Source organism: Glycomyces sp. NRRL B-16210, assembly GCF_000719515.1.
GTDB lineage: Bacteria > Actinomycetota > Actinomycetes > Mycobacteriales > Micromonosporaceae > Glycomyces.
Map to the genome: position 1 here is coordinate 420,756 of NZ_JOGR01000003.1, position 18,421 is coordinate 439,176.

Below are 18,421 nucleotides of genomic sequence, written 5' to 3' on the forward strand. Positions count from 1 at the left end.
GCGAGGCCTTCGGGCGCTCAGCGGGTGCCGGCCCCGTCCAGGGCGACGGTCTCGCCGGTGAGCGCCGATCGGAGCATCATCTCGGAGACGGCGACGGTGGCCGCGCCCTGGCGCAGGTCCACGATGACCCCGCCCTTGCCGAGGACCGCGTCCCTGAAGTGCTCGTGCTCGACGCGCAGCGGCTCGCGCTTGCGGAGGGCGAAGCGGACCATGTCCCCTTCGGACACGCCGCGGAAGTTCGACAGGGCCTCCCACTCGGTGTCCTCGACGCCGTTGGCGTAGAAGGTGAGGTCGGCGGTGAGCGTGTCGGCGACGAAGCAGCCGCGGTCGCCGGTGACGACGGCGGTGCGCTCCTTGAACGGGCTCAGCCAGTTCACCGAGTGGTTCGCGATGGCCCCGCCGGAGAGCTGCCCGATCGCCGAGAGCATGTCCTCGTGGGGGCGGCCCGAGCGCGAGACCGTCCGCGCGGTGACCGACCGGTACGACTGGCCGGTCACGAAACCCGTCAGGTCGATGTCGTGCGTGGCGAGGTCCTTGACGACCCCGACGTCGGCGATGCGGCCCGGGAAGGGCCCCTGGCGGCGGGTGACGAGCTGGAGGATCTCCCCCAGCTCGCCGGCTTCGAGCCGCTCGCGCAGGCTCATGATCGCCGGGTTGAACCGCTCGATGTGGCCGACCCCGGCCACCAGTCCCTTGGCCTCGAAGGCCTTCGCGAGGCGCTCGGAGGCTTCGAGCGTGTGCGCGAGCGGCTTCTCGATGAGCGCGTGCACCCCCGCCTCGGCGAGGGCGAGGCCCACGCCTTCGTGATAGGCGGTGGGGCAGGCGACGACGGCGTAGTCGATGCCAAGGTCGATGAGCTGCTCGGCCGTCTCGACGAGGCGGACCCCGGTGGGGATCGCGCTCGCGTCGGCGAGCGGGTCGGCGACGGCGACCAGGTCGACCCCTTCGAGGGCGTCGAGGACCCGGGCGTGGTTGCGGCCCATGGCGCCCAGGCCGACGAGTCCGGCGCGCAGCGCGGTCTGGCTCACTTGGGCTCCAAAGCGTTCACGGCATCAACGATGCGGTCGAGGTCGCCCGCGGACAGCGACGGGTGGACGGGCAGCGAGAGGACCTCCGCCGCCGCGCGGTCGGTCTCGGGCAGTTCGGCGCCGCTGTGGGCGTAGGGGGTGAGGCGGTGGATCGGCGTCGGGTAGTAGACGGCCGCGCCGACCCCGGCCTCGCGCAGGCGCTCCAGCGCGCGGTCGCGCTGGGCGGGAACGCGAACGGTGTACTGGTGGTAGACGTGGCGGGCCTCGGGGGCGACCGGCGGGACGGTGACTGCGTCGATCCCCGCGTCGAGGCGGGCGGCGTTGGCGCGGCGGGCCTCGGTCCACTCGTCGAGGCGGCCGAGCTGGACGCGGCCGATCGCGGCGGCCACATCGGTCAACCGCATGTTCGCGCCGACGATCTCGTTGGCGTAGCGCTGCTCCATGCCCTGGTTGCGCAGCAGGCGCAGGGTCCGGGCGAGCTGCGGGTCGTCGGTGGTGACCATGCCGCCTTCGAGGGCGTGCATGTTCTTCGTCGGGTAGAAGCTGAAGGCGCCCGCGGCGCCGAAGGAGCCGACGGGACGCCCGGCGAGCTGCGCGCCGTGCGCCTGGCAGGCGTCCTCCAGGACCGCCAGGGAGTGGCGCTCGGCGAGGGCGCCGATCCGGTCCATGTCGGCGGGATGGCCGTAGAGGTGGACGGGCATGACCGCGGCGGTGCGGGGGCCGACGAGCGCGGCGACCGCGTCGGGGTCGACGCAGAACGAGCCGGGCTCGATGTCGGCGAAGACCGGGTCGGCGCCGACGAGGCGGACCGCGTTCGCGCTGGCGGCGAAGGAGAACGAGGGCACGATGACCTCGTCGCCGGGGCCGATGCCCATGGCGAGGAGGGCGAGCTGGAGGGCCGAGGTCCCCGAGTTCACCGCGACGCAGTGCGCGGTGCCGGAGACCTTCGTGAACTCCTCCTCGAAGGCCGCGACCTCGGGCCCCTGCACGACCATCCCGCTGCGGAGCACCGCGACGGCCGCCGCGATCTCCGCTTCGCCCAGGTGCGGCCTGGCCGCCGGAATCGCCGGCGGTGCGTCGTCGCGCTTGTCGTCTGGCATGCGTCTCCCCGAATCGGTCAGTCGGGACCTCACGCTAACGACGAGTCGGGAATGACGACCGAATCAGGAGTGAACACCTCGCGAACGCCAGGAGAGGACTGCGTGCCCGCGAGTTCCGGGCACGACGAACGTTCAATTCCCTTGAGGACGGAGGCGGTTCAGGCGGGGAAGGCGTCCCTTGCGAACTTCAGGGACTCGTGGAGGTCCTCGGAGCGGCGGGTACGGTTGCCGCTCTTACGCGTCGACACTTCCAACGTGATCGAGCCGCTCCAGTCGGCGGCGGCGAGGTTGGAGAGGAGCTCGGCGCACGGCTGCGTGCCGCGCCCGGGCACCAGGTGCTGGTCGGCGCCCGGAGCGGTGCCGTCGCACAGGTGGATGTGCCGCAGGCCCTCGCCCATCCGCTCGGCCATGTCGAGCGCGTTCGCGCCCGAGGCCGCGCAATGCGACAGGTCGAGCGTGTAGGCGTCGTAGCCGTGGCGCGTCGGGTCCCAGTGCGGGCGGTACGGCACCAGGTTGCGCTTGCCGAGCTTGAGCGGGAACATGTTCTCGACCGCGATCGTCACCGACGGGTACCGGGAGCGCAGCCCCGCCAGCACCGTGGAGAACTTCGCGGCGTAGTCGCGCTGCCACGAGAACGGCGGGTGGATCACCACCGTCGGCGAGTCGAGATACTCGGCGGCCTGGACCGAGCGGCGCAGGCGCGTCCAGGGGTCGGCGCTCCACACCCGCTGGGTCACCAGCAGGCACGGGGCGTGGACGGCGCCGATCTTGACGCCGTAGTGCTTCGCGAGGCTCGCGGCGGCCGACGGGTCCTGCGAGACGCGGTCGGTGAAGACCATGAGCTCGACCCCGTCGTAGCCGAGCTCGGCGGCGAGCTCGAAGCCCACGGCGGTGGGCTCCGGGTAGACGGAGGTGGTCGACAGCAGAACCGGGACGGACTGGGTCACGGGGACAAGGGTACGCCGCCCCGGCGCGGGCCCCGCAGCGTTCGCCGCGCGCGCCGCCTCACCTGCCCGGGCGGGGGCTGCGGGTACGGTTGACCGATGACCGACGAGGTGGCCGCGGGATTCGACCGCGAGTGGGTGGAGTTCCTCGATCCCGAAGACCCTGACACGATGGTCCGCGCCGACCTGACCTGGCTGCTCTCCCGCTGGGGATGCATCTTCGGCAAGCACCCCGACGAGGGCGGCTGCCCCGGCATCGACGCCGAGCGGCCCGCCGACGGGTGCTGCCTGCACGGGGCGTTCTACACCGACGAGGACGACATCCGCCGCACTAAACAGATCGTCAAGAAGCTCACCCCCGAGACCTGGCAGCTCCACCGCAAGTGGAAGGACACCATCGTCGACGACACCCTCGAGAACGACGAGGGCGAGGAGGAGCCGGCCAAGAAGACCGCCGTCGTCGACGGCGCGTGCGTCTTCCACAACCGCGAGGGCTTCCCCACCGGATCGGGCTGCGCCCTCCACCAGCAGGCCATGCGCGACGGCGTCCACCCCATGGAGTACAAGCCCGAAGTGTGCTGGCAACTGCCGGTCAAGCGCGACTTCAAGACCGAGCACCGCGCCGACGGCACCGACGTGTCGGTCACCCTCATCACCGAGTTCGACCGGCCCTCATGGGGCCCCGGCGGCCACGACTTCGACTGGTGGTGCACCGGCTCCCCGCTCGCGCACACCGCCGCCGAACCGGTCTACCTCTCGTACGCGGTCGAACTGACCGAACTGCTCGGCGCCGCCGCCTACGAGCGGCTCGCCGACCTGTGCGCCGAACGCGACGAGCGCGGCATGGTCGCCCCCCACCCGGCGACCGCCGCCACCCCGATCCCGATGCCCGTGCGGCGGGTCATTCCTGGCTGACCGGGCGGTCCTCCGGCTCGCCGGCGCCCTTGAACGCCTGCTCGTAGCTCGCCGAGAGGTGCCCGATGTCGATCGCCCACAGCCCGCGCCGCGACAGTTCGGCCGCGAGCACCGTCCCGGCCGGACCCAGCGAGACCAGGAAGAGGTCCACGCCCCGCGCCGCCACCGCCTCCTCCAGCACCCGCTCCAGGTCGTCGTAGGCGTTCTTCGGCGCCGAGTGCAGGAAGTCGACCGAGACGACGTTGTCGAACAGCTCGTCGACCATCGCGAAGCGCGAGCCGCGCCCGGTGACCACGCACACGCGCTGGCCCTCCCACACGTCCCGCCACAGGTCCACCCCGGCGAGACCGACCTGGCCGAAGAAGATCGGACGCGAGACGTGCGCGACGCCGTACTCCACGTCCCCGGGCAAGATCTCGCGCAGGCGGGGCCACGAGTCGCTCCACACCTTCTGCCAGTGCGGGCTGCGGAACAGGAACGGGAAGCCGACCAGGAGCCGGCCCTGGTCGTAGCCCTCATAGGTCAGGACCGAACGCAGGTCGCGCCGCAGCGGTGCCGAACCGGCCTGGAAGTTGAGGTTGTAGTCCGGGTTCAGCATCAGCCGCAGCTCGCCGTCGCCGAAGCGCGCGAAGCTCATGCGCTCCTTCGCGATGCGCTGGAGCGTGGTCTCGAAGTCGAGCACCCGGTCCTCGGAGAACCGGGTCACCTCGTGGAGCACCCGCTCCGACAGGGAGAAGCGGATGACCTCCTCGACCTGCCGGGTCCGCGCGAGGTGCCGGTTGACGCTCTTGAGCTGGCCCTCCATCGCGGCGTTCGACGCGCGCATACGCGACAGCTCCCCCCGGATCTCCCGGAGCAGCTGCGTCTTCGCGCTCCCTTTGCGAACGCGGTTCGCAAGGTACGAACGGACTCCCATGTGAAACTCCCACCGTCTCGCGCCCGGACCGGACGCGTGCCTTGTGACTACCCATGTGGACTGAATATCGAACCGATCGAGCGTAACCGTGCCGTCTGGCGGCCCCGACCGGGAAAAGCGCGGAGGTGCGACGCGTGACGTCGTGCAACCGATCCGGCGATGCGAACGCTCCGCCGCGAACTCGGGCGGCGGACGTCGCTCGGTTACGATGCTATCGGAAACCAGGCCGGTGCATCGTCACTCGACACGGCGGCCACCGCCAGCGAAGGACCTTCTCACACCATGCGTCTCGACTTGCTCCGGAAGCTCTGGAACCACGCCGCCGGGAGCGGCCTCGCGGTGCTCGCCGTCGCCGCCGCCCCGCTGCCGCGGATCGGAGGGGTCGCCGTCGCGGCGGCCGCGATCGCGCTCCTCGTCTGCTCGCGCGGCGGCGGACTCGCGAAGCGGACCGTCCCTCGGGCGCTGGCCGTCGCGGCCGTCGTCGTCGCCGGGACGGTGTCGGCCGGCGCGTCGAACCTCGCCGCGGCGCTGCCGCTGCTGCTGTCGGGACTCGCCCTGCTCGTGCTCGTGTCAGGCGAGCCGCTCCTGGCCAAGGTCATCGCCTCCTCATATCTTGAATCGGTGCACCTGCCGGTGCGCCGGCCGCTGCCGGACCGCTGGTTCACCCCGAAGCGCGTCGCCGGGGCCGTCTCGGCGCTGACGGCCGCCGTGGTGGCCGGCGGCGCGGCGCTCGTCGCGTCCCAGGCCGCCTGGGCCCTCGCGATCGCCTGGGCCGGTGCGGGCATCGCCGCGGCTATCACGGCGGGGATCGGGTTCGCGGCGTTCACGGTCGTGCGCGTGCGCAGCGTGCCGGCGCGGTCGGGCGACCGGGCGACGCGGGAGGCGGTCGAGCGGCTGCGCCCGCAGTTCCTGGTGCACCTCGCCGGGCCGGCCGAGTCGTACTTCCACCTCCTCATGTGGCTGCCGTACTTCGACGCGCTCGGCGACCCGTACGTGATCGTGCTGCGCCAGCGCGAACTGCTGGGGCCCCTGGTCGGGCGGACGAAGACGCCGATCGTGGTCGCACCGCGCATCACCGATGTCGAGGGCCTGCTCGCCGACTCGGTGCGCGGGGTGTTCTACATGAACAACAGCATGGAGAACACGCAGCTGGTGCGGACCGGCAGGCTCACGCACGTGCAGCTCATGCACGGCGACAGCGACAAGCTCGCGAGCCGCAACCCGGTCGCGGCGATGTACGACCGGGTCTTCGTCGCCGGGCAGGCCGGGATCGACCGGTACCGCGACCACGGGGTGGACATCCCCGACGAGCGGTTCCGGATCGTGGGGCGCCCGCAGTTGCAGGCCACGAGGGTCGGGCCGCGTCCGAGCGACGAGGGCGCGCCGGTGGTGCTGTACACGCCGACGTGGACGGGCACTTCGAGCGAGGTCGACTACTCCTCGCTGCGCATCGGGCGGGCGATCGTGCGGGCGCTGCTCGACCGCGGCGCGACCGTGCTGCTGCGGTCGCACCCGTACACGCGGCACGACCGGTCCGCCGCCGCACGCGTGGCGGAGCTGGAGCGGCTGCTCGCGGCCGACGCGGAGTCCTCGGGGCGGCGGCACCTGTGGGGCGCGGCGACCGCCGAGGGCATGTCGCTCTCAGCGTGCATCGACGCGGCGGACTTCGCGGTGACCGACGTCAGCGGGGCGGCCTCGGACTGGCTGTACTCGGGGAAGCCGTTCGCGCTCACCGACATGCAGGACCTGGGCGAGGCGTTCGGAGAGCGGCTGCCGCTGGCCCGGGCGGCGTACCGGATCGACGCGGCGGGCGAGCGGATCGGCGAGGCGCTGGACGCGATGCTCGGCGAGGACCCGCTGGAGAAGCAGCGGGATCGCACGCGCACCTATTATCTGGGCGGTTTCCCGCCGGAACGGTGCGTCGAGGTGTTCCTCGACGCCGCGCGCGAGGTGTACCGGAGCGGGACTGCGGGAGACGCGGAGGCGACGGCGAAGTGAAGGCGAACCAACGGGCAGATGACCGCTTGGCGAACGCGTCGCTAGACTGGCAGCACGCCCCGCTTGCGGCACGAGCCGACGCCGCCTGGTAGCCGCATCCGAGTCCGACCAAGGGCAGCTCAGGGCGAATTCCAGCGCCTATCGAGGAGATACGTTGTCAACACGTCCGACCGTGTATGTGGGGATGAGCGCCGACCTCATCCACCCCGGCCACATCAACATCCTGAACCGCGCGGCAGAGCTCGGTGACGTCACCATCGGCCTGCTGACCGACGCGGCCATCGCCAGCTACAAGCGTCTGCCCCACATGACGTTCGAGCAGCGCAAAGCCGTCGTCGCGAACCTGAAGGGCGTCACCGCGGTGATCCCCCAGGAGACGCTGGACTACGTCCCGAACCTCCGCTCGGTCAAGCCCGACTTCGTCGTCCACGGCGACGACTGGCAGACCGGCGTGCAGCGCGAGACCCGCCAGCGCGTGGTCGACGCCCTCGCCGAATGGGGCGGCGAACTCGTCGAGGTCCCCTACACGCAGGGCATCTCCTCCACGCAGCTGAACGCCTCGGTCAAAGAGGTCGGCACGACCCCCGACGTGCGGCTCACGCGGCTGCGCCGCCTGATCGACGCCAAGCCGATCGTGCGCGTCCTGGAGGCCCACTCGGGTCTGACCGGGCTCATCATCGAGACCGCCCAGGCGGAGCGGGGCGGTCTGAAGGTCGAGTTCGACGCCATGTGGTCCTCGTCGCTGACCGACTCGACCGCACGGGGCAAGCCGGACATCGAGCTGGTGGACCTGAACTCGCGCCTCCAGACGATCAACGACCTGTTCGAGGTCACCACCAAGCCGCTCATCTACGACGGGGACACCGGCGGCAAGCCGGAGCACTTCTCGTACACGGTGCGCTCGCTCGAGCGCCTGGGCGTCTCGGCGGTCATCATCGAGGACAAGGAGGGGCTCAAGCGCAACTCCCTGTTCGGCACCGAGGTGGCGCAGACGCAGTCGACGATCGAGGACTTCGTCCACCGCATCCAGGTGGGCAAGAAGGCCCAGGTCACCGATGACTTCATGATCATCGCCCGCATCGAGAGCCTCATCCTCGAGATGGGCATGGAGGACGCGGTCACGCGCGCGAAGGCCTACATCGAGGGCGGCGCGGACGGCATCATGATCCACTCACGGCAGAAGAGCCCCGACGAGATCTTCGAGTTCTGCGAGCGCTTCGCGGCCTTCGAGACGAAGGTGCCGCTGGTCGTGGTCCCCACCAGCTACAACCAGGTGACCGAAGAGGAGTTCATCGAGCGCGGCGTCAACGTCGTGATCTACGCGAACCAGCTGATGCGCGCCTCCTACAAGGCCATGTCGGGCGTCGCGAAGTCGATCCTGGAGAACGCCCGCTCGGCCGAGGTGGACTCGCAGATCGCGAACATCAAGGAAGCCCTGGCGATCATCCCGGAGAACGAGTCGTGATCGAGCCCGGACGCTTCATCGACCAGCTCACGGAGCTGGGCGTCGAGTTCTACACGGGCGTGCCCGACAGCCTGCTCAAGCAGCTGGGCAGCCACATCATGGCGACGCTGCCGCGCGAGCGGCACGTCATCGCCGCGAACGAGGGCGCCGCCGTGGGCCTGGCGATCGGGCACTACATGCGCACCGCGAAGCCCGCGGTCGTGTACCTCCAGAACTCCGGTTTCGGGAACCTGGTGAACCCGGTGCTGTCGCTGGCCGACCCCGACGTGTACGGCATTCCGATGCTCGTGGTCGTCGGCTGGCGGGGCCAGCCGGGCGTGAAGGACGAGCCGCAGCACGTCAAGCAGGGCCGGGTGCAGGAGGCGCTGCTGGACGCGGCCGGGCTGCCGTGGGCGGTCCTGCCGAAGGACCCGGACGCGGCCGACAAGGCCGTCGCCGAGGCCCTGGCGACCGCGACCGAGCAGTCCTCGCCGTTCTTCCTGCTGGTCGAGAAGGGCACGTTCGCGGACGGGGAGAAGGTGGCCTCGCCGAAGCCGGCGCTCGCCAGCCGCGAGGAGGCGCTCATCGCCGCGGCCGAGGCCGTCGGGTCCGAGGCCGCGATCGTGTCGACCACGGGGATGCTCAGCCGCGAGCTGTTCGAGTACCGCGAGCGGGTCGGCGGCGACGGCGACCGGGACTTCCTGACGGTGGGCGGGATGGGGCACGCCTCGTCGATCGCCCTGGGCGTGGCGATGGCCGAGCCCGACCGCGAGGTGTGGTGCTTCGACGGCGACGGGGCCCTGCTCATGCACTTGGGCTCGCTCGCGGTGATCGCCGACCACGCGCCGTCGACGTACTTCCACATCGTGTTCAACAACGGCGTGCACGACTCGGTCGGCGGGCAGCCGACCTCGGTCGGCGTCGTGGACGTGGCGGCGGCGGCGAAGGCCCTGGGCTACCGCTACGCCGCCTCGACCGAGGACTTGAGTTCGCTGCCGGAGCAGATCGCGGCGCTGCGCGCGGCCGGCGGTCCGGCGCTGCTGGAGTTGAAGGTCAAGCCGGGCAACCGGAAGGACATCGGCAGGCCCACGCGGACGCCGGCCGAGGCCAAGGCCGCGTTCATGGGCGCCCTGGCGAAGTAGCGATGTCGACTTCAGTCTTCGCCGACCGGGACGTCCGGTTCGGCGCGCACGCGATCGAGCTCGTCGGCGCCGTCGCCGGCGGGCTCGGCGCCCGCCGGGTCCTGCTGGTGCGCGGCAAGCGCTCGTTCGCCGACTCGGGCGCCGACCGGCTGCTGCCGGGCCTGGAGCGGGTCGCCGAGGTCGAGCAGTGGAGCGATTTCGCGCCGAACACCGACGCGGCCGACCTGGTGGTCGGCCTGCGCCTGGTGGAGCGGTTCGACCCCGACCTGATCGTCGCCGTCGGCGGCGGTTCGGCCATGGACATGGCGAAGCTGCTGTGCGCCTACCGGGGCGTCACCGACGCCGAGGAGCTGCACGCGAGGATCCGGGCCGGAGCGGCGGTGGCCGAGCGCGGGACGCGTCTGGTGCTCGCGCCGACGACGAGCGGTTCGGGCAGCGAGGCGACGCATTTCGCGGTCGTCTACATCGGCGACGCGAAGTTCTCGATCGCCGGCCCGGGGATGCTCCCGGACGCGGTGGTCCTGGACCCGGCGCTGACGGTCTCCGGCTCGCCCTACCAGCGGGCCACCTCGGGGGTCGACGCGATCGCGCAGGCCGTCGAGAGCCTGTGGGCGCAGGGGGCGAGCGAGGCGAGCCGCGATTACGCGCGGGCGGCCCTGGAGCTGCTCGTGCCCGCGATCGAGGGGTTCGTCAACGAGCCCGGGCTCGGCTCGGCGCGGCCGATGGCGCTCGGCGCGCACCTCGCGGGCCGGGCGATCGACGTGTCGAAGACGACCGCGGCGCACGCGCTGTCGTACGGGATCACGAAGGGCTACGGGCTCAGCCACGGCCACGCCGTGGGCGTGACGCTGGGCGCGTTCATCGAGTCCCACGCCGAGGCGGCCGACGCGCGGTTGCAGCCCGGGATCGACGCGGGGGTCCACCGCGCGGTCATGGGCGAGATCCTCGGCGCGTTCGGCGCGGGGGACGGCGCCGAGGCGCGGGAGCGGTTCGACGACCTCATGCGGCGCGTGGGGCTGAAGACCGGCCTGACCGCCGCGGGGGCCGACACGCCGCAGGCGCGCGCGGCTTTGGCGGCGGGCGTGAACGTCGAACGCCTCGGGAACAACCCGGTGGCTTACACGGCCGAGGAGCTGGCGCTGCTGCTGCGGGCCCTCGACTGACCGATCGTGCGACGGCCGCGCCCCCGAAGCGGGGACGCGGCCGTTTCGCAATTCGTCGGCGGCGTGTCGGGCGGTGCCTCAGACGGCTCTGCCGGGCCGTTCGACCCAGCCGTAGAAGGTGCCGGCCGAAGGGGACTCGCGCCGCAGAGCCTCGGCGTAGGCGCGGATCGCGCGGACCTCGCTGAGCACCAGCTGGGTCCGGCGGACGGTGTGCAGGGTCTCCTTGGAGCGGTAGTACTTGAAGTCCGAGCGGGGCCGGCGCCAGTCGGGGCCGTAGTTCTCGGCCAGGAACGCGTCCGGGTCGGCCGGGACGTACACCTCAGACCCCGCCAGGACCGCCCGGCGGGCCGGCGCGAAATGCTCGGGTCGCAGGTCGTGGGTGTTGAAGGCCCAGGCGCGGCCGCGGTGGAACCAGACGGGGTTGACGTCGATGACGTACCCGTCGATGCGCAGGTTGAACGGGCGGCCCTCGAAGCCCACGCCCACGTCGAAGCCGTGCGCGAGGCAGGACTTCATGATCGCGATGCTGTCGGCCTTGGCCTCCTCCGGGCCGTCGCCGCGCGAGACCAGGGCGATGTCGAAATCGTCGTCGCCGGGGATGAGCGCGCCGTTGCGGTGGCAGCCCAGCAGCGTGCCGTAGATGAGGAAGGCCTCGCGGCCGAACTCGGACTCGAGGAAGTCGCGGAAGCGCCCGTAGGCCTTGACGACCCCGGCCTCGTAGTCGGTCGTGGCGTGCGCGGGCGGGGACCAGTGGCCCTTCTTGTTCACCGTCTGGCCCTCGGCGCGCAGCCGCGCGAACTCGCCGGTGCCGCGCGGGTTGTCGAGGAGGACCGAGTCGGCCATGTCCCCCATCGCCAGGGGGACGCCACCGCAGGTGACGGTGAGGACCGTGGTCGGTCCCAGCGTCTGGACCACCGGGTGCTTGAAGGCGATCTGGAACTCCGGGCGCCAGCCGGAGGACTTCACGGCGGCGCTCACGATCGGCTCGCCGTCGACGTGGAGCGTCACGGTCCGCTCCCGGCCGTGGAAGGTGAAGCCGGCGACGGCGAGGCCGAAGTTCGAGACGCCGACGGTGCAGTGGCCGGCGATGTCGGCGAGCGCCACGCGGCCCGGGCCGGGGCGCACGGTCAGGGCCAGGCGGTCGTCGGCCTCCTCGCCGGTGCGGGAGACGTAGTCGCGGCGGAACCCCCACAGGGCCATCCGGTGCTCCGACCAGGAGCGGTCGGCGGCCTCGGCGCGGTCGCACGCGGACTGGTAGGCCGCCGCGGCCTCCTCGCCGCGGCCCGCGGCCTCGAAGAAGCGGCCGAGCCGGTAGGGGCCCCAGACCCGCTCGGGGTCCTCGGCGACCCGGCGCATCAGTTCGACCCCGGTGTCGAAGGCCTCGCGGCGCGCGGCCGGATCGGTCGCGGTGAAGACCGCGCCCTCGGGGTCGCCGTCGACGTGGAACGGCACCGTGTGGATGCGCTCGGCCGTCAGCGCCGCGTCGTAGAGCAGCGCGCCGTCGACGTCGGGGCCTTCGAGCAGGGCCTCGTAGAGCAGCAGGGCCTCGGGCCAGGCGCCGAGACTGCACTTGAGTTCGGCGAGGCGCCGCTTGAGGGCGGGGTCCTCGATCGCGGCTGGGCGTTCGAGCAGGGCGATCGCCTCGGGCACGCGGTCGAGCTGCGCGTAGAGGTCGGCGAGTCCCTTGAGGAACTCCGCATCGCCCACGCCGTCTTCGAGCAGCGTCTCCATGTCGGCGAGCCGGGCGTCGCGGTCGCCGAGCAGTTGGTGGGTGCGGGCGCGGCGGCGCAGGCACGAGCGCCGGTCGGCGGTCCCGGCCGCGAGCGCGGCCGAGTAGGCGTCGCGGGCGCCCGCGATGTCCCCGGCGTGGTGGAGCACCACGCCGAGTCGGAAGGCGGCGACCGGATCGGACGGCGAGCGGTGCAGGGCGCCGGCGTACGCGCGTCCGGCCAGGCGCCAGCGCCCGGCTCGGTGCAGCAGGCCGCCGGCGCGAAGCAGGCACCAGGTCATCGGGTTCTTCATATGAGGGCCTTCAGGGTACAGAGGGGTGAGGAAGGGTTGTTAAAGGGCGATTCGGTGCGGTACCGGTCAGCGGAACTCGGGTCGGGACGGGTCGCCGTAGCCGTGGAAGCGCCCGGCCTCGGGGTTGTCGACCTGCGCCTTCTCGGAGTAGTCCAGCAGCTCCTGCACCTCGGTGGGGTTGAGCTGGGCCTGGCGCAGGACGGTCATGTCCGAGGCGGGTCGGAAGTACTTGAAGTCGGAGCGGGGGGTGCGCCAGTCGGCGCCGTAGTTCTCGACCAGGAAGTCCTCGGCGCGCTCGGGGATGTAGACCTCCTGGCCGCCCATCTGGGCGGTGACCACGGGCTCGAAGGACTCGCGGCCGAGCTTGTGGGAGGTGAACGCCCAGGCCTTGCCCTGGTAGAACCAGACGGGGTTGACGTCGAGGGTGACGTTGTCGACCTTGACGTGCATGAGGCGCCCGTCGACGGTGACGCGGACGTGGAAGCCGCCGCGCACGAGGGCCTTGACGATCTCGATGCCCTCGCGCTTCATGGCCTTGGGGTCTTCGGCGCCGGTGAGGAACGAGACGTCGAAGTCGTCGTCGCCGGGGATGATCGCGCCGCCGCGGACGCACCCGAGGAGCGTGCCGTAGCACAGGAACGCCTTGACGCCCATCTCGCGCTCGAGGTAGTCCTTGAGCTTGACGTACCCGGCGACGAGGTCCTTCTCGCGCTTGGGGTTGGCCTTGGCGGGCTTGGAGAGGCGGCCCTTCTTGTTGATCGAGTGGCCGTCGGCGAGGCGCTTCATGAGGCTGCCGTCGCCGTCGGGGACGCCCACGGCGAAGTCGGCGGCGCCGTTGGGCGCGACGACCGGGCGGTCGCCGCAGGTGATCGACAGGACCGACTCGGGCGGGAAGTGCGCCGCGGTGCGGTGGGTGATGACCGAGCGGAACTTCGGCATCCACTGGCCGGGGTCGGCGGTGATCTTCTGGATGGGCGCGCCGTCGAGGAGGATGGTGAGCTCGTTGCCGAGGCCGTGGCGGAGCACGCCGCTGACGGAGAGGCCGTGGTTGGAGATCTGGGCCTCGACGTAGCCGGCGGCGTCCTCGCCGACCGGCCGGGCGGGTCCGGGCGCGATGGTGCGGGCCAGGCGCTCGTCGGGCTCCTCGGGGGTGAACTCGCCGGCCTCGTGGGCGAGGTACTGCTCCCGGAAGGTCCAGGAGGTGATCGACTGGTGGACCCAGGACTGGTTGGCGATCTCGGCGCGGCGCACGGCCTCGCGGTAGTTCGCCCGGGCGCTCGCGGTGTCCCCGAGGGCCTCTTGGACGGCGGCGAGGCGGAAGGCGGCCCAGACGCGCTTCTCGGAGGAGTCGACGACGGCCTGGATCTGCTCGACCGCGAGGGCCCCGCGGGCGTCGCGGCCTTCGGCGGGGGCCGGGACGACCTCGTCGTCGTGGCCGATGCCGAAGGGCATCCGGAAGGCCGATTCGAGCACCCCGGTGTAGGCGTTGTTGAGGTCGGAGTCCTTCGGGTCGGCCTCGATGAGGGTCCGGTACAGGTCGGCGGCCTCGTCCCAGCGGGCCAGGTCGGCGTAGGCCTTGGCGAGGCAGACGAGCGAGGCGGTGCTGGTGTCGCCGGCCTCGACGAGCGCGGCGAGGGCCTCGGCCGCGCCCCTGGTGTTGTCGGTCTCGGACTCGGCCTTGGCGAGGGTGGAGAGGTACTTGCGGTTGCCCGGCTGGAGGTCGAGGGCCTTGCCGAGGTCGGCGACGGCCTCGGACCACTCGCCGAGCTGGCCGCGGGCGATCGCGCGCCGGTTGTGGGAGTCGGCGAGGTGGCGGCCGCCGGCCTCGATCGCCGCGGTGTAGGCCTCGACGGCGCCGTGGAAGTCGCTCAGGCGCTCGCGGACGCGGCCGAGCCGGAAGGCGTAGTCGGCGTTGCGCGGCTGGGCGGCCGCGGCTTTCCCGTAATAGCGTCCGGCCATGCCCCAGCGCTCGAACCGGTCGCACAGGCCTCCGATTCGGGCCCAGACCGGGCTCAGGTTCATGTTCATGGCAATCGCGCTCCATCGTAAGCGGGCAGGAGGGGGGAGGTTCACTTGCCGAACACCTCGTCGATGAGCCGGTCCGAGGCGTTGCCGTCCTCGGGCCCGCAGAACCGACGCTGGAACTCGCCGTAGCGCTCGGCGTACTCGGCGGCCACCGCCGGGAGGTCCCGCAGGGCCTCCACGGTGGCCTCGGTGGTGGTGAGGATCGGGCCGGGGACGGTGCTCTCGAAATCGAAGTAGAAACCGCGCAGGTTGTCGCGGTAGTCCTCGAGGTCGTAGGCGTAGAAGAGCATCGGGCGGCCGGTGTTGGCGAAGTCGAACATCAGCGAGGAGTAGTCGGTGATGAGCGCGTCGCTGATCGCGAGGAGTTCGGCCACGTCGGGGTACAGGGAGACGTCCCAGACGAAGCCCTCGCCGGCGCCGGGGACCGGGTCGACGATGTTGGGGTGGCGGCGCACGAGCATCACGTACTCGTCGCCGAGGTCGCGCTTGGCCGCGTCGAAGTCGAACGGCGAGGTGAACTTGTAGCGGCCCCGGCCGTAGAACTCGTTGTCGCGCCAGGTCGGCGCGTACAGCACGAGCTTCTTGTCCGCGGGCAGGCCGAGGAGCTTGACCAGTCGCGACCGCAGCGCCTCGGTGTCGCCCTGGTAGAACACGTCGTTGCGCGGGTAGCCGGTCTCCAGGACCGGTCCGTCGTAGGCGAAGGCCTTCGGGAGCCGCTCGGTGCAGAACTCGTTGGGCGAGACCAGGTAGGACCAGTTCGGGATCTCGAGGGCGATCTTCTTGAGGTAGTCGGGGTCGGCGGTCTTGAGGTCGGGGACGTCGAAGGCGATCTTCTTCAGCGGCGTGCCGTGCCAGGTCTGGACCACGATCTGGCCCTCGCGGCGCTGGAACCAGTTCGGCAGGTGCGTGTTGGTGATGACGTACTTGGCGGTTCCCAGGGCCTCGTACCAGGCACGGGAGCCGTAGGTGACGCTCTTGGCGGGCGCGGGGACCTCGAACTGGCGGTTCTGGACCGACCAGTAGTGCTCCAGCGGCAGGTCGCGCTCGACGAGGCGCTCGTAGACCGCGCGCGGGGAGTCGGAGTACTGGCGGCCGTAGAAGCAGTCGTAGAAGACCGCCTCGCGCAGCGGCTCCCGGCGGCGCACCTGCGGGTAGAAGAACCGCTGGAGCCACTCGGGCCCCGCCGGCGGGCGCTCGGCGGCCTCGGTGAACGGGCCGGTGCGGACGAAGCCCTGGTCGATGCCGTGGCGGCAGGCGGTGATGTCGCGCCCGTCCACGGTGACCTTGAGCGGCAGGCGGGCCTCGGTCTGCGAGGTCAGGGCGAGGTTGGTGGTGCGGGTCTCGCCGTACGCGTCGCGGGTCTCCAGCAGCAGGTCCCACACGCCGGGGATGAGCGCGACGGTGCCGGCCAGGGAGGTGACGGCGTTGGCGGACAGCTCGCCGGACCAGCCGCTGCCGTCGGCCTCGACCTCGAACGGGTGCTGCTCCTGCTGGCCGCGCAGTTGCAGGAGGATCCGGTCGTGGGGGGCGAGGGCGCCCTCGCCGGTGAGGACGACCGTGCCGTTCTCGGTCAGGCGCAGGTCGGTGACGAACGGCAGCGGCGGGCGGGCCGACAGGCGCACGTAGCGCGTCGGGGTGACGTCGACGGCGAGGGTCGCGTCGTCGAGGGTCGCGTGCGCGCCGGTGACGTCGTTGCCCACCAGCAGTTCGCGGCATTCGTCGTCGTAGGACAGTTCGATGTACATGCGGTCGGTGATGCCGCCGATGGGGGCGATCGCGACGCCGCCGAAGGCGTCCGCGAGGTCGCGGGCGCCGATCGCGGCCGTGAACGAGCGCGCGTCGCCGGAGCCCTCGAGCGCCACTTCGACGCGGTGCGCGGGGTTGCCGCGGGTGCGCCCGAAGGTGAGCTGGGCGGTCTCGGCGGCGACCTTGTCGTGGATCTCGCCGCGCAGGACGAGCTCGCCGTTCGCGAACTCGCAGCCGAGGAGCACGACGGTGGGCCGGTCGATCTTGACCAGGAGGCGCCCGCCGCTGAGGACGGGGACCATCCGGAACCGGTCGTCGAGCCAGCGCGGTTCGAGGTCGAGGGTGCCCAGGCCCGAGCCGGCGGCCATGCCGCCCTTGTGGACGCCGAGCTGGTCGATCACGCCGAGGGCGACGTGCCAGACGCCCTCCTCCCAGGTGCCGTCCTGCTGGAGCTTGGCCGGGTCGAGGAGCGCCTCGAACTCGGTGGAGACGATGTGGCGGTCGGGCTTGCCGTCGAGGCGGCGGGGGCGCACGCGCGCGGTGGTGGTGGAGGGGAGGCGCTGGAACGCGCGGGTCTTGGAGTTGCGCATCCACATGACGCGGCTGGAGGGGTTCCAGGTGGCCGGGTGCGACGGCGAGGTGGGGGCGACGCTGCCGCGGATGGCGAGGCGACCGTCCTCCCAGACGACGGCCTGGAGGTCGGCGCGCACCGGCAGTTCGGTGATCTTGCGCAGGAGGCTGCGCGGGGAGGGGAGCTTGGAGGCCGAGATCGGGGCGTCGAGGCCGGTGAGGAGTTCGTCGACCGCGCCGTCGCGCAGGATGCGGCACGACAGGCGCAGGTGGCGGGGGAGCTTGCGCAGGACCTCGTCGCTGACGGTGCCGAGGTAGGCCTTGGCGTCGGTGCCGAAGGCCTGCTGCACGTCCGGCTCGGCCTGGGAGATCGACTTGAGGATGAGCGCCAGGTGGTGGCGGATCGCCATGTCGTCGTAGCCGTCTTTGAGCTCGCGCTCGCCTTGGCGCTCGAAGAACTCCGAGACCATGCGGGTGGTGGCGATGCGGTCGGCGATGTTCTTGCCGTCGGTGGCGCGCTGGGTGATCGAGGGCATCCCGCCTTCGCGGACGCGCCAGTAGTAGATCGAGGTCTCCAGGACGTCGATGGACTCGGCGAGGGCGTAGGCGGGGATGGTCGCCGGGGCGTCCTCGAACAGGACCCCTTCGGGGAACCGGAGTTCGTTGGCCTCCCAGAAGTCGCGCCGGTAGACCTTGTTCCAGGCGGTCATGTCGCGCAGGAGGGCGCGGTGCTCCTTGAGGGTGGTGCGCAGCTTCGTGGAGGCGAAGGCCTTGGCGTGCATGGGCGAGCCGCTGGCGCCGGTGGACTTGATGCGGCGCACGTTGCCGGCGCCGATCTGGGAGCCGGTGCGCTCCATGGTGTCGACCATGAGCCGGTAGGCGAAGTGCGGGATGACGTCGTCGGAGTCGACGAAGGCGAGGTACTTGCCGGTGGCGTGGCGGGCGCCGGTGTTGCGGGCGTGGCCGAGGCCGCCGTTCTCCTGGACCACGAGCTTGAAGCGGGGGTCCTCCGCGGCGAAGCGCTTCGCGATCTCGATGCTGGCGTCGGGCGAGCCGTCGTCGACCATGATCACTTCGAGGTCCCGCAGGCTCTGCCGCGCCAGGGACTGGAGCGCCTCTTCGAAGTAGGCCTCGACGTTGTAATACGGGATGACGACTGAAAGTTGCACCATTACGCCTCGCTCTGTACTCGCCTGACCGGTTCCCGGAGTCAGGGTCGATCTCAGGGGTCTCGGCGCGCCCCGTTGCGAGCGCCGCGCGTCCCCGGGCCGCTACTTGAAGGTCTCGTTCACCTTGTCGAGGTCGCCCCCGAAGTCGATTTCGATGACGTTGTGCTGCGAGATGTCGACCGCCTCGAACCGCACCCCGTCCTTACCGATCGCCAGCTCGATACCCCGCTCGAAATAAT

The 18,421-nt window shown here is 71.5% G+C and carries 12 protein-coding genes; 5 read left to right on the plus strand and 7 right to left on the minus strand.

The features are described from left to right. Positions 1–17: 17 nt before the first annotated feature. The 3 genes from IF12_RS0106300 to IF12_RS0106310 form a co-directional block, all read right to left on the minus strand. Complete coding sequence (locus IF12_RS0106300) at positions 18–1,028, minus strand: Gfo/Idh/MocA family protein (protein WP_030155831.1); 1,011 nt, start codon at positions 1,026–1,028, stop codon at positions 18–20. Beyond that, the gene (locus tag IF12_RS0106305) at positions 1,025–2,128 is read right to left on the minus strand and encodes a DegT/DnrJ/EryC1/StrS aminotransferase family protein (RefSeq protein WP_051704036.1); all 1,104 of its coding nucleotides are present in this window, start codon (positions 2,126–2,128) and stop codon (positions 1,025–1,027) included. Before IF12_RS0106305 ends, IF12_RS0106300 begins: the two co-directional genes overlap by 4 nt. A gap of 158 nt (positions 2,129–2,286) precedes the next feature. Beyond that, entirely contained in the window at positions 2,287–3,075 is a 789-nt protein-coding gene (locus IF12_RS0106310; protein ID WP_030155835.1) for a sugar phosphate isomerase/epimerase, read from the minus strand. A gap of 96 nt (positions 3,076–3,171) precedes the next feature. Between IF12_RS0106310 and IF12_RS0106315 the strand changes: the two genes are divergently transcribed. Then, positions 3,172–3,987, plus strand: a complete 816-nt coding sequence (locus IF12_RS0106315) for a hypothetical protein (protein ID WP_035748430.1) — start codon at positions 3,172–3,174, stop codon at positions 3,985–3,987. Here IF12_RS0106315 and IF12_RS0106320 read toward each other — a convergent pair. Continuing rightward, a complete protein-coding gene (locus IF12_RS0106320) occupies positions 3,974–4,813 on the minus strand; it encodes a GT-D fold domain-containing glycosyltransferase (protein ID WP_030155839.1) in 840 nt (279 codons plus the stop codon). The two genes, IF12_RS0106315 and IF12_RS0106320, sit on opposite strands and share 14 nt — an antisense overlap. Before the next feature lie 372 nt (positions 4,814–5,185). Here IF12_RS0106320 and IF12_RS0106325 point away from each other — a divergent pair, with 372 nt between their 5' ends. The 4 genes from IF12_RS0106325 to IF12_RS0106340 all read left to right on the plus strand — a co-directional run bounded on the left by IF12_RS0106325 (position 5,186) and on the right by IF12_RS0106340 (position 10,650). Further along, a complete protein-coding gene (locus IF12_RS0106325) occupies positions 5,186–6,901 on the plus strand; it encodes a CDP-glycerol glycerophosphotransferase family protein (protein WP_051704037.1) in 1,716 nt (571 codons plus the stop codon). 184 nt (positions 6,902–7,085) lie between these two features. Then, positions 7,086–8,366 carry a phosphoenolpyruvate mutase gene (gene aepX, locus IF12_RS0106330; protein WP_030155845.1) on the plus strand — a complete coding sequence of 427 codons (1,281 nt, stop codon included), beginning with the start codon at positions 7,086–7,088 and terminating at the stop codon, positions 8,364–8,366. Then, the gene (gene aepY / locus IF12_RS0106335; protein WP_030155847.1) at positions 8,363–9,487 is read left to right on the plus strand and encodes a phosphonopyruvate decarboxylase; all 1,125 of its coding nucleotides are present in this window, start codon (positions 8,363–8,365) and stop codon (positions 9,485–9,487) included. The genes aepX and aepY overlap by 4 nt, the downstream gene beginning before the upstream one ends. 2 nt (positions 9,488–9,489) lie before the next feature. Further along, entirely contained in the window at positions 9,490–10,650 is a 1,161-nt protein-coding gene (locus tag IF12_RS0106340) for a phosphonoacetaldehyde reductase (RefSeq protein ID WP_030155849.1), read from the plus strand. Between the two features lie 78 nt (positions 10,651–10,728). Here the strand turns inward: IF12_RS0106340 and IF12_RS0106345 are convergent, their stop codons facing one another. The 3 genes from IF12_RS0106345 to IF12_RS0106355 all read right to left on the minus strand — a co-directional run bounded on the left by IF12_RS0106345 (position 10,729) and on the right by IF12_RS0106355 (position 18,185). Next, positions 10,729–12,672, minus strand: coding sequence for a M48 family metallopeptidase (locus IF12_RS0106345; RefSeq protein ID WP_030155852.1), 1,944 nt, complete (start codon positions 12,670–12,672; stop codon positions 10,729–10,731). Positions 12,673–12,738: 66 nt separating this feature from the next. Continuing rightward, the gene (locus tag IF12_RS0106350) at positions 12,739–14,700 is read right to left on the minus strand and encodes a tetratricopeptide repeat protein (protein ID WP_030155854.1); all 1,962 of its coding nucleotides are present in this window, start codon (positions 14,698–14,700) and stop codon (positions 12,739–12,741) included. Between the two features lie 41 nt (positions 14,701–14,741). Further along, positions 14,742–18,185 (minus strand): bifunctional glycosyltransferase/CDP-glycerol:glycerophosphate glycerophosphotransferase, encoded by a 3,444-nt coding sequence (locus tag IF12_RS0106355; RefSeq protein WP_030155856.1) that lies wholly within the window; start codon positions 18,183–18,185, stop codon positions 14,742–14,744. Between the last annotated feature and the right edge of the window lie 236 nt (positions 18,186–18,421).

Bases quoted from the DNA above. Each gene is read 5' to 3' on its own strand.
- IF12_RS0106340 (WP_030155849.1), top strand. From the start codon at position 9,490: ATGTCGACTTCAGTCTTCGCCGACCGGGACGTCCGGTTCGGCGCGCAC.
- IF12_RS0106325 (WP_051704037.1), top strand. From the start codon at position 5,186: ATGCGTCTCGACTTGCTCCGGAAGCTCTGGAACCACGCCGCCGGGAGC.
- IF12_RS0106315 (WP_035748430.1), top strand. From the start codon at position 3,172: ATGACCGACGAGGTGGCCGCGGGATTCGACCGCGAGTGGGTGGAGTTC.
- IF12_RS0106355 (WP_030155856.1), bottom strand. From the start codon at position 18,185: ATGGTGCAACTTTCAGTCGTCATCCCGTATTACAACGTCGAGGCCTAC.
- IF12_RS0106320 (WP_030155839.1), bottom strand. From the start codon at position 4,813: ATGCGCGCGTCGAACGCCGCGATGGAGGGCCAGCTCAAGAGCGTCAAC.
- IF12_RS0106305 (WP_051704036.1), bottom strand. From the start codon at position 2,128: ATGCCAGACGACAAGCGCGACGACGCACCGCCGGCGATTCCGGCGGCC.
- IF12_RS0106350 (WP_030155854.1), bottom strand. From the start codon at position 14,700: ATGAACATGAACCTGAGCCCGGTCTGGGCCCGAATCGGAGGCCTGTGC.
- IF12_RS0106345 (WP_030155852.1), bottom strand. From the start codon at position 12,672: ATGAAGAACCCGATGACCTGGTGCCTGCTTCGCGCCGGCGGCCTGCTG.
- aepX (WP_030155845.1), top strand. From the start codon at position 7,086: ATGAGCGCCGACCTCATCCACCCCGGCCACATCAACATCCTGAACCGC.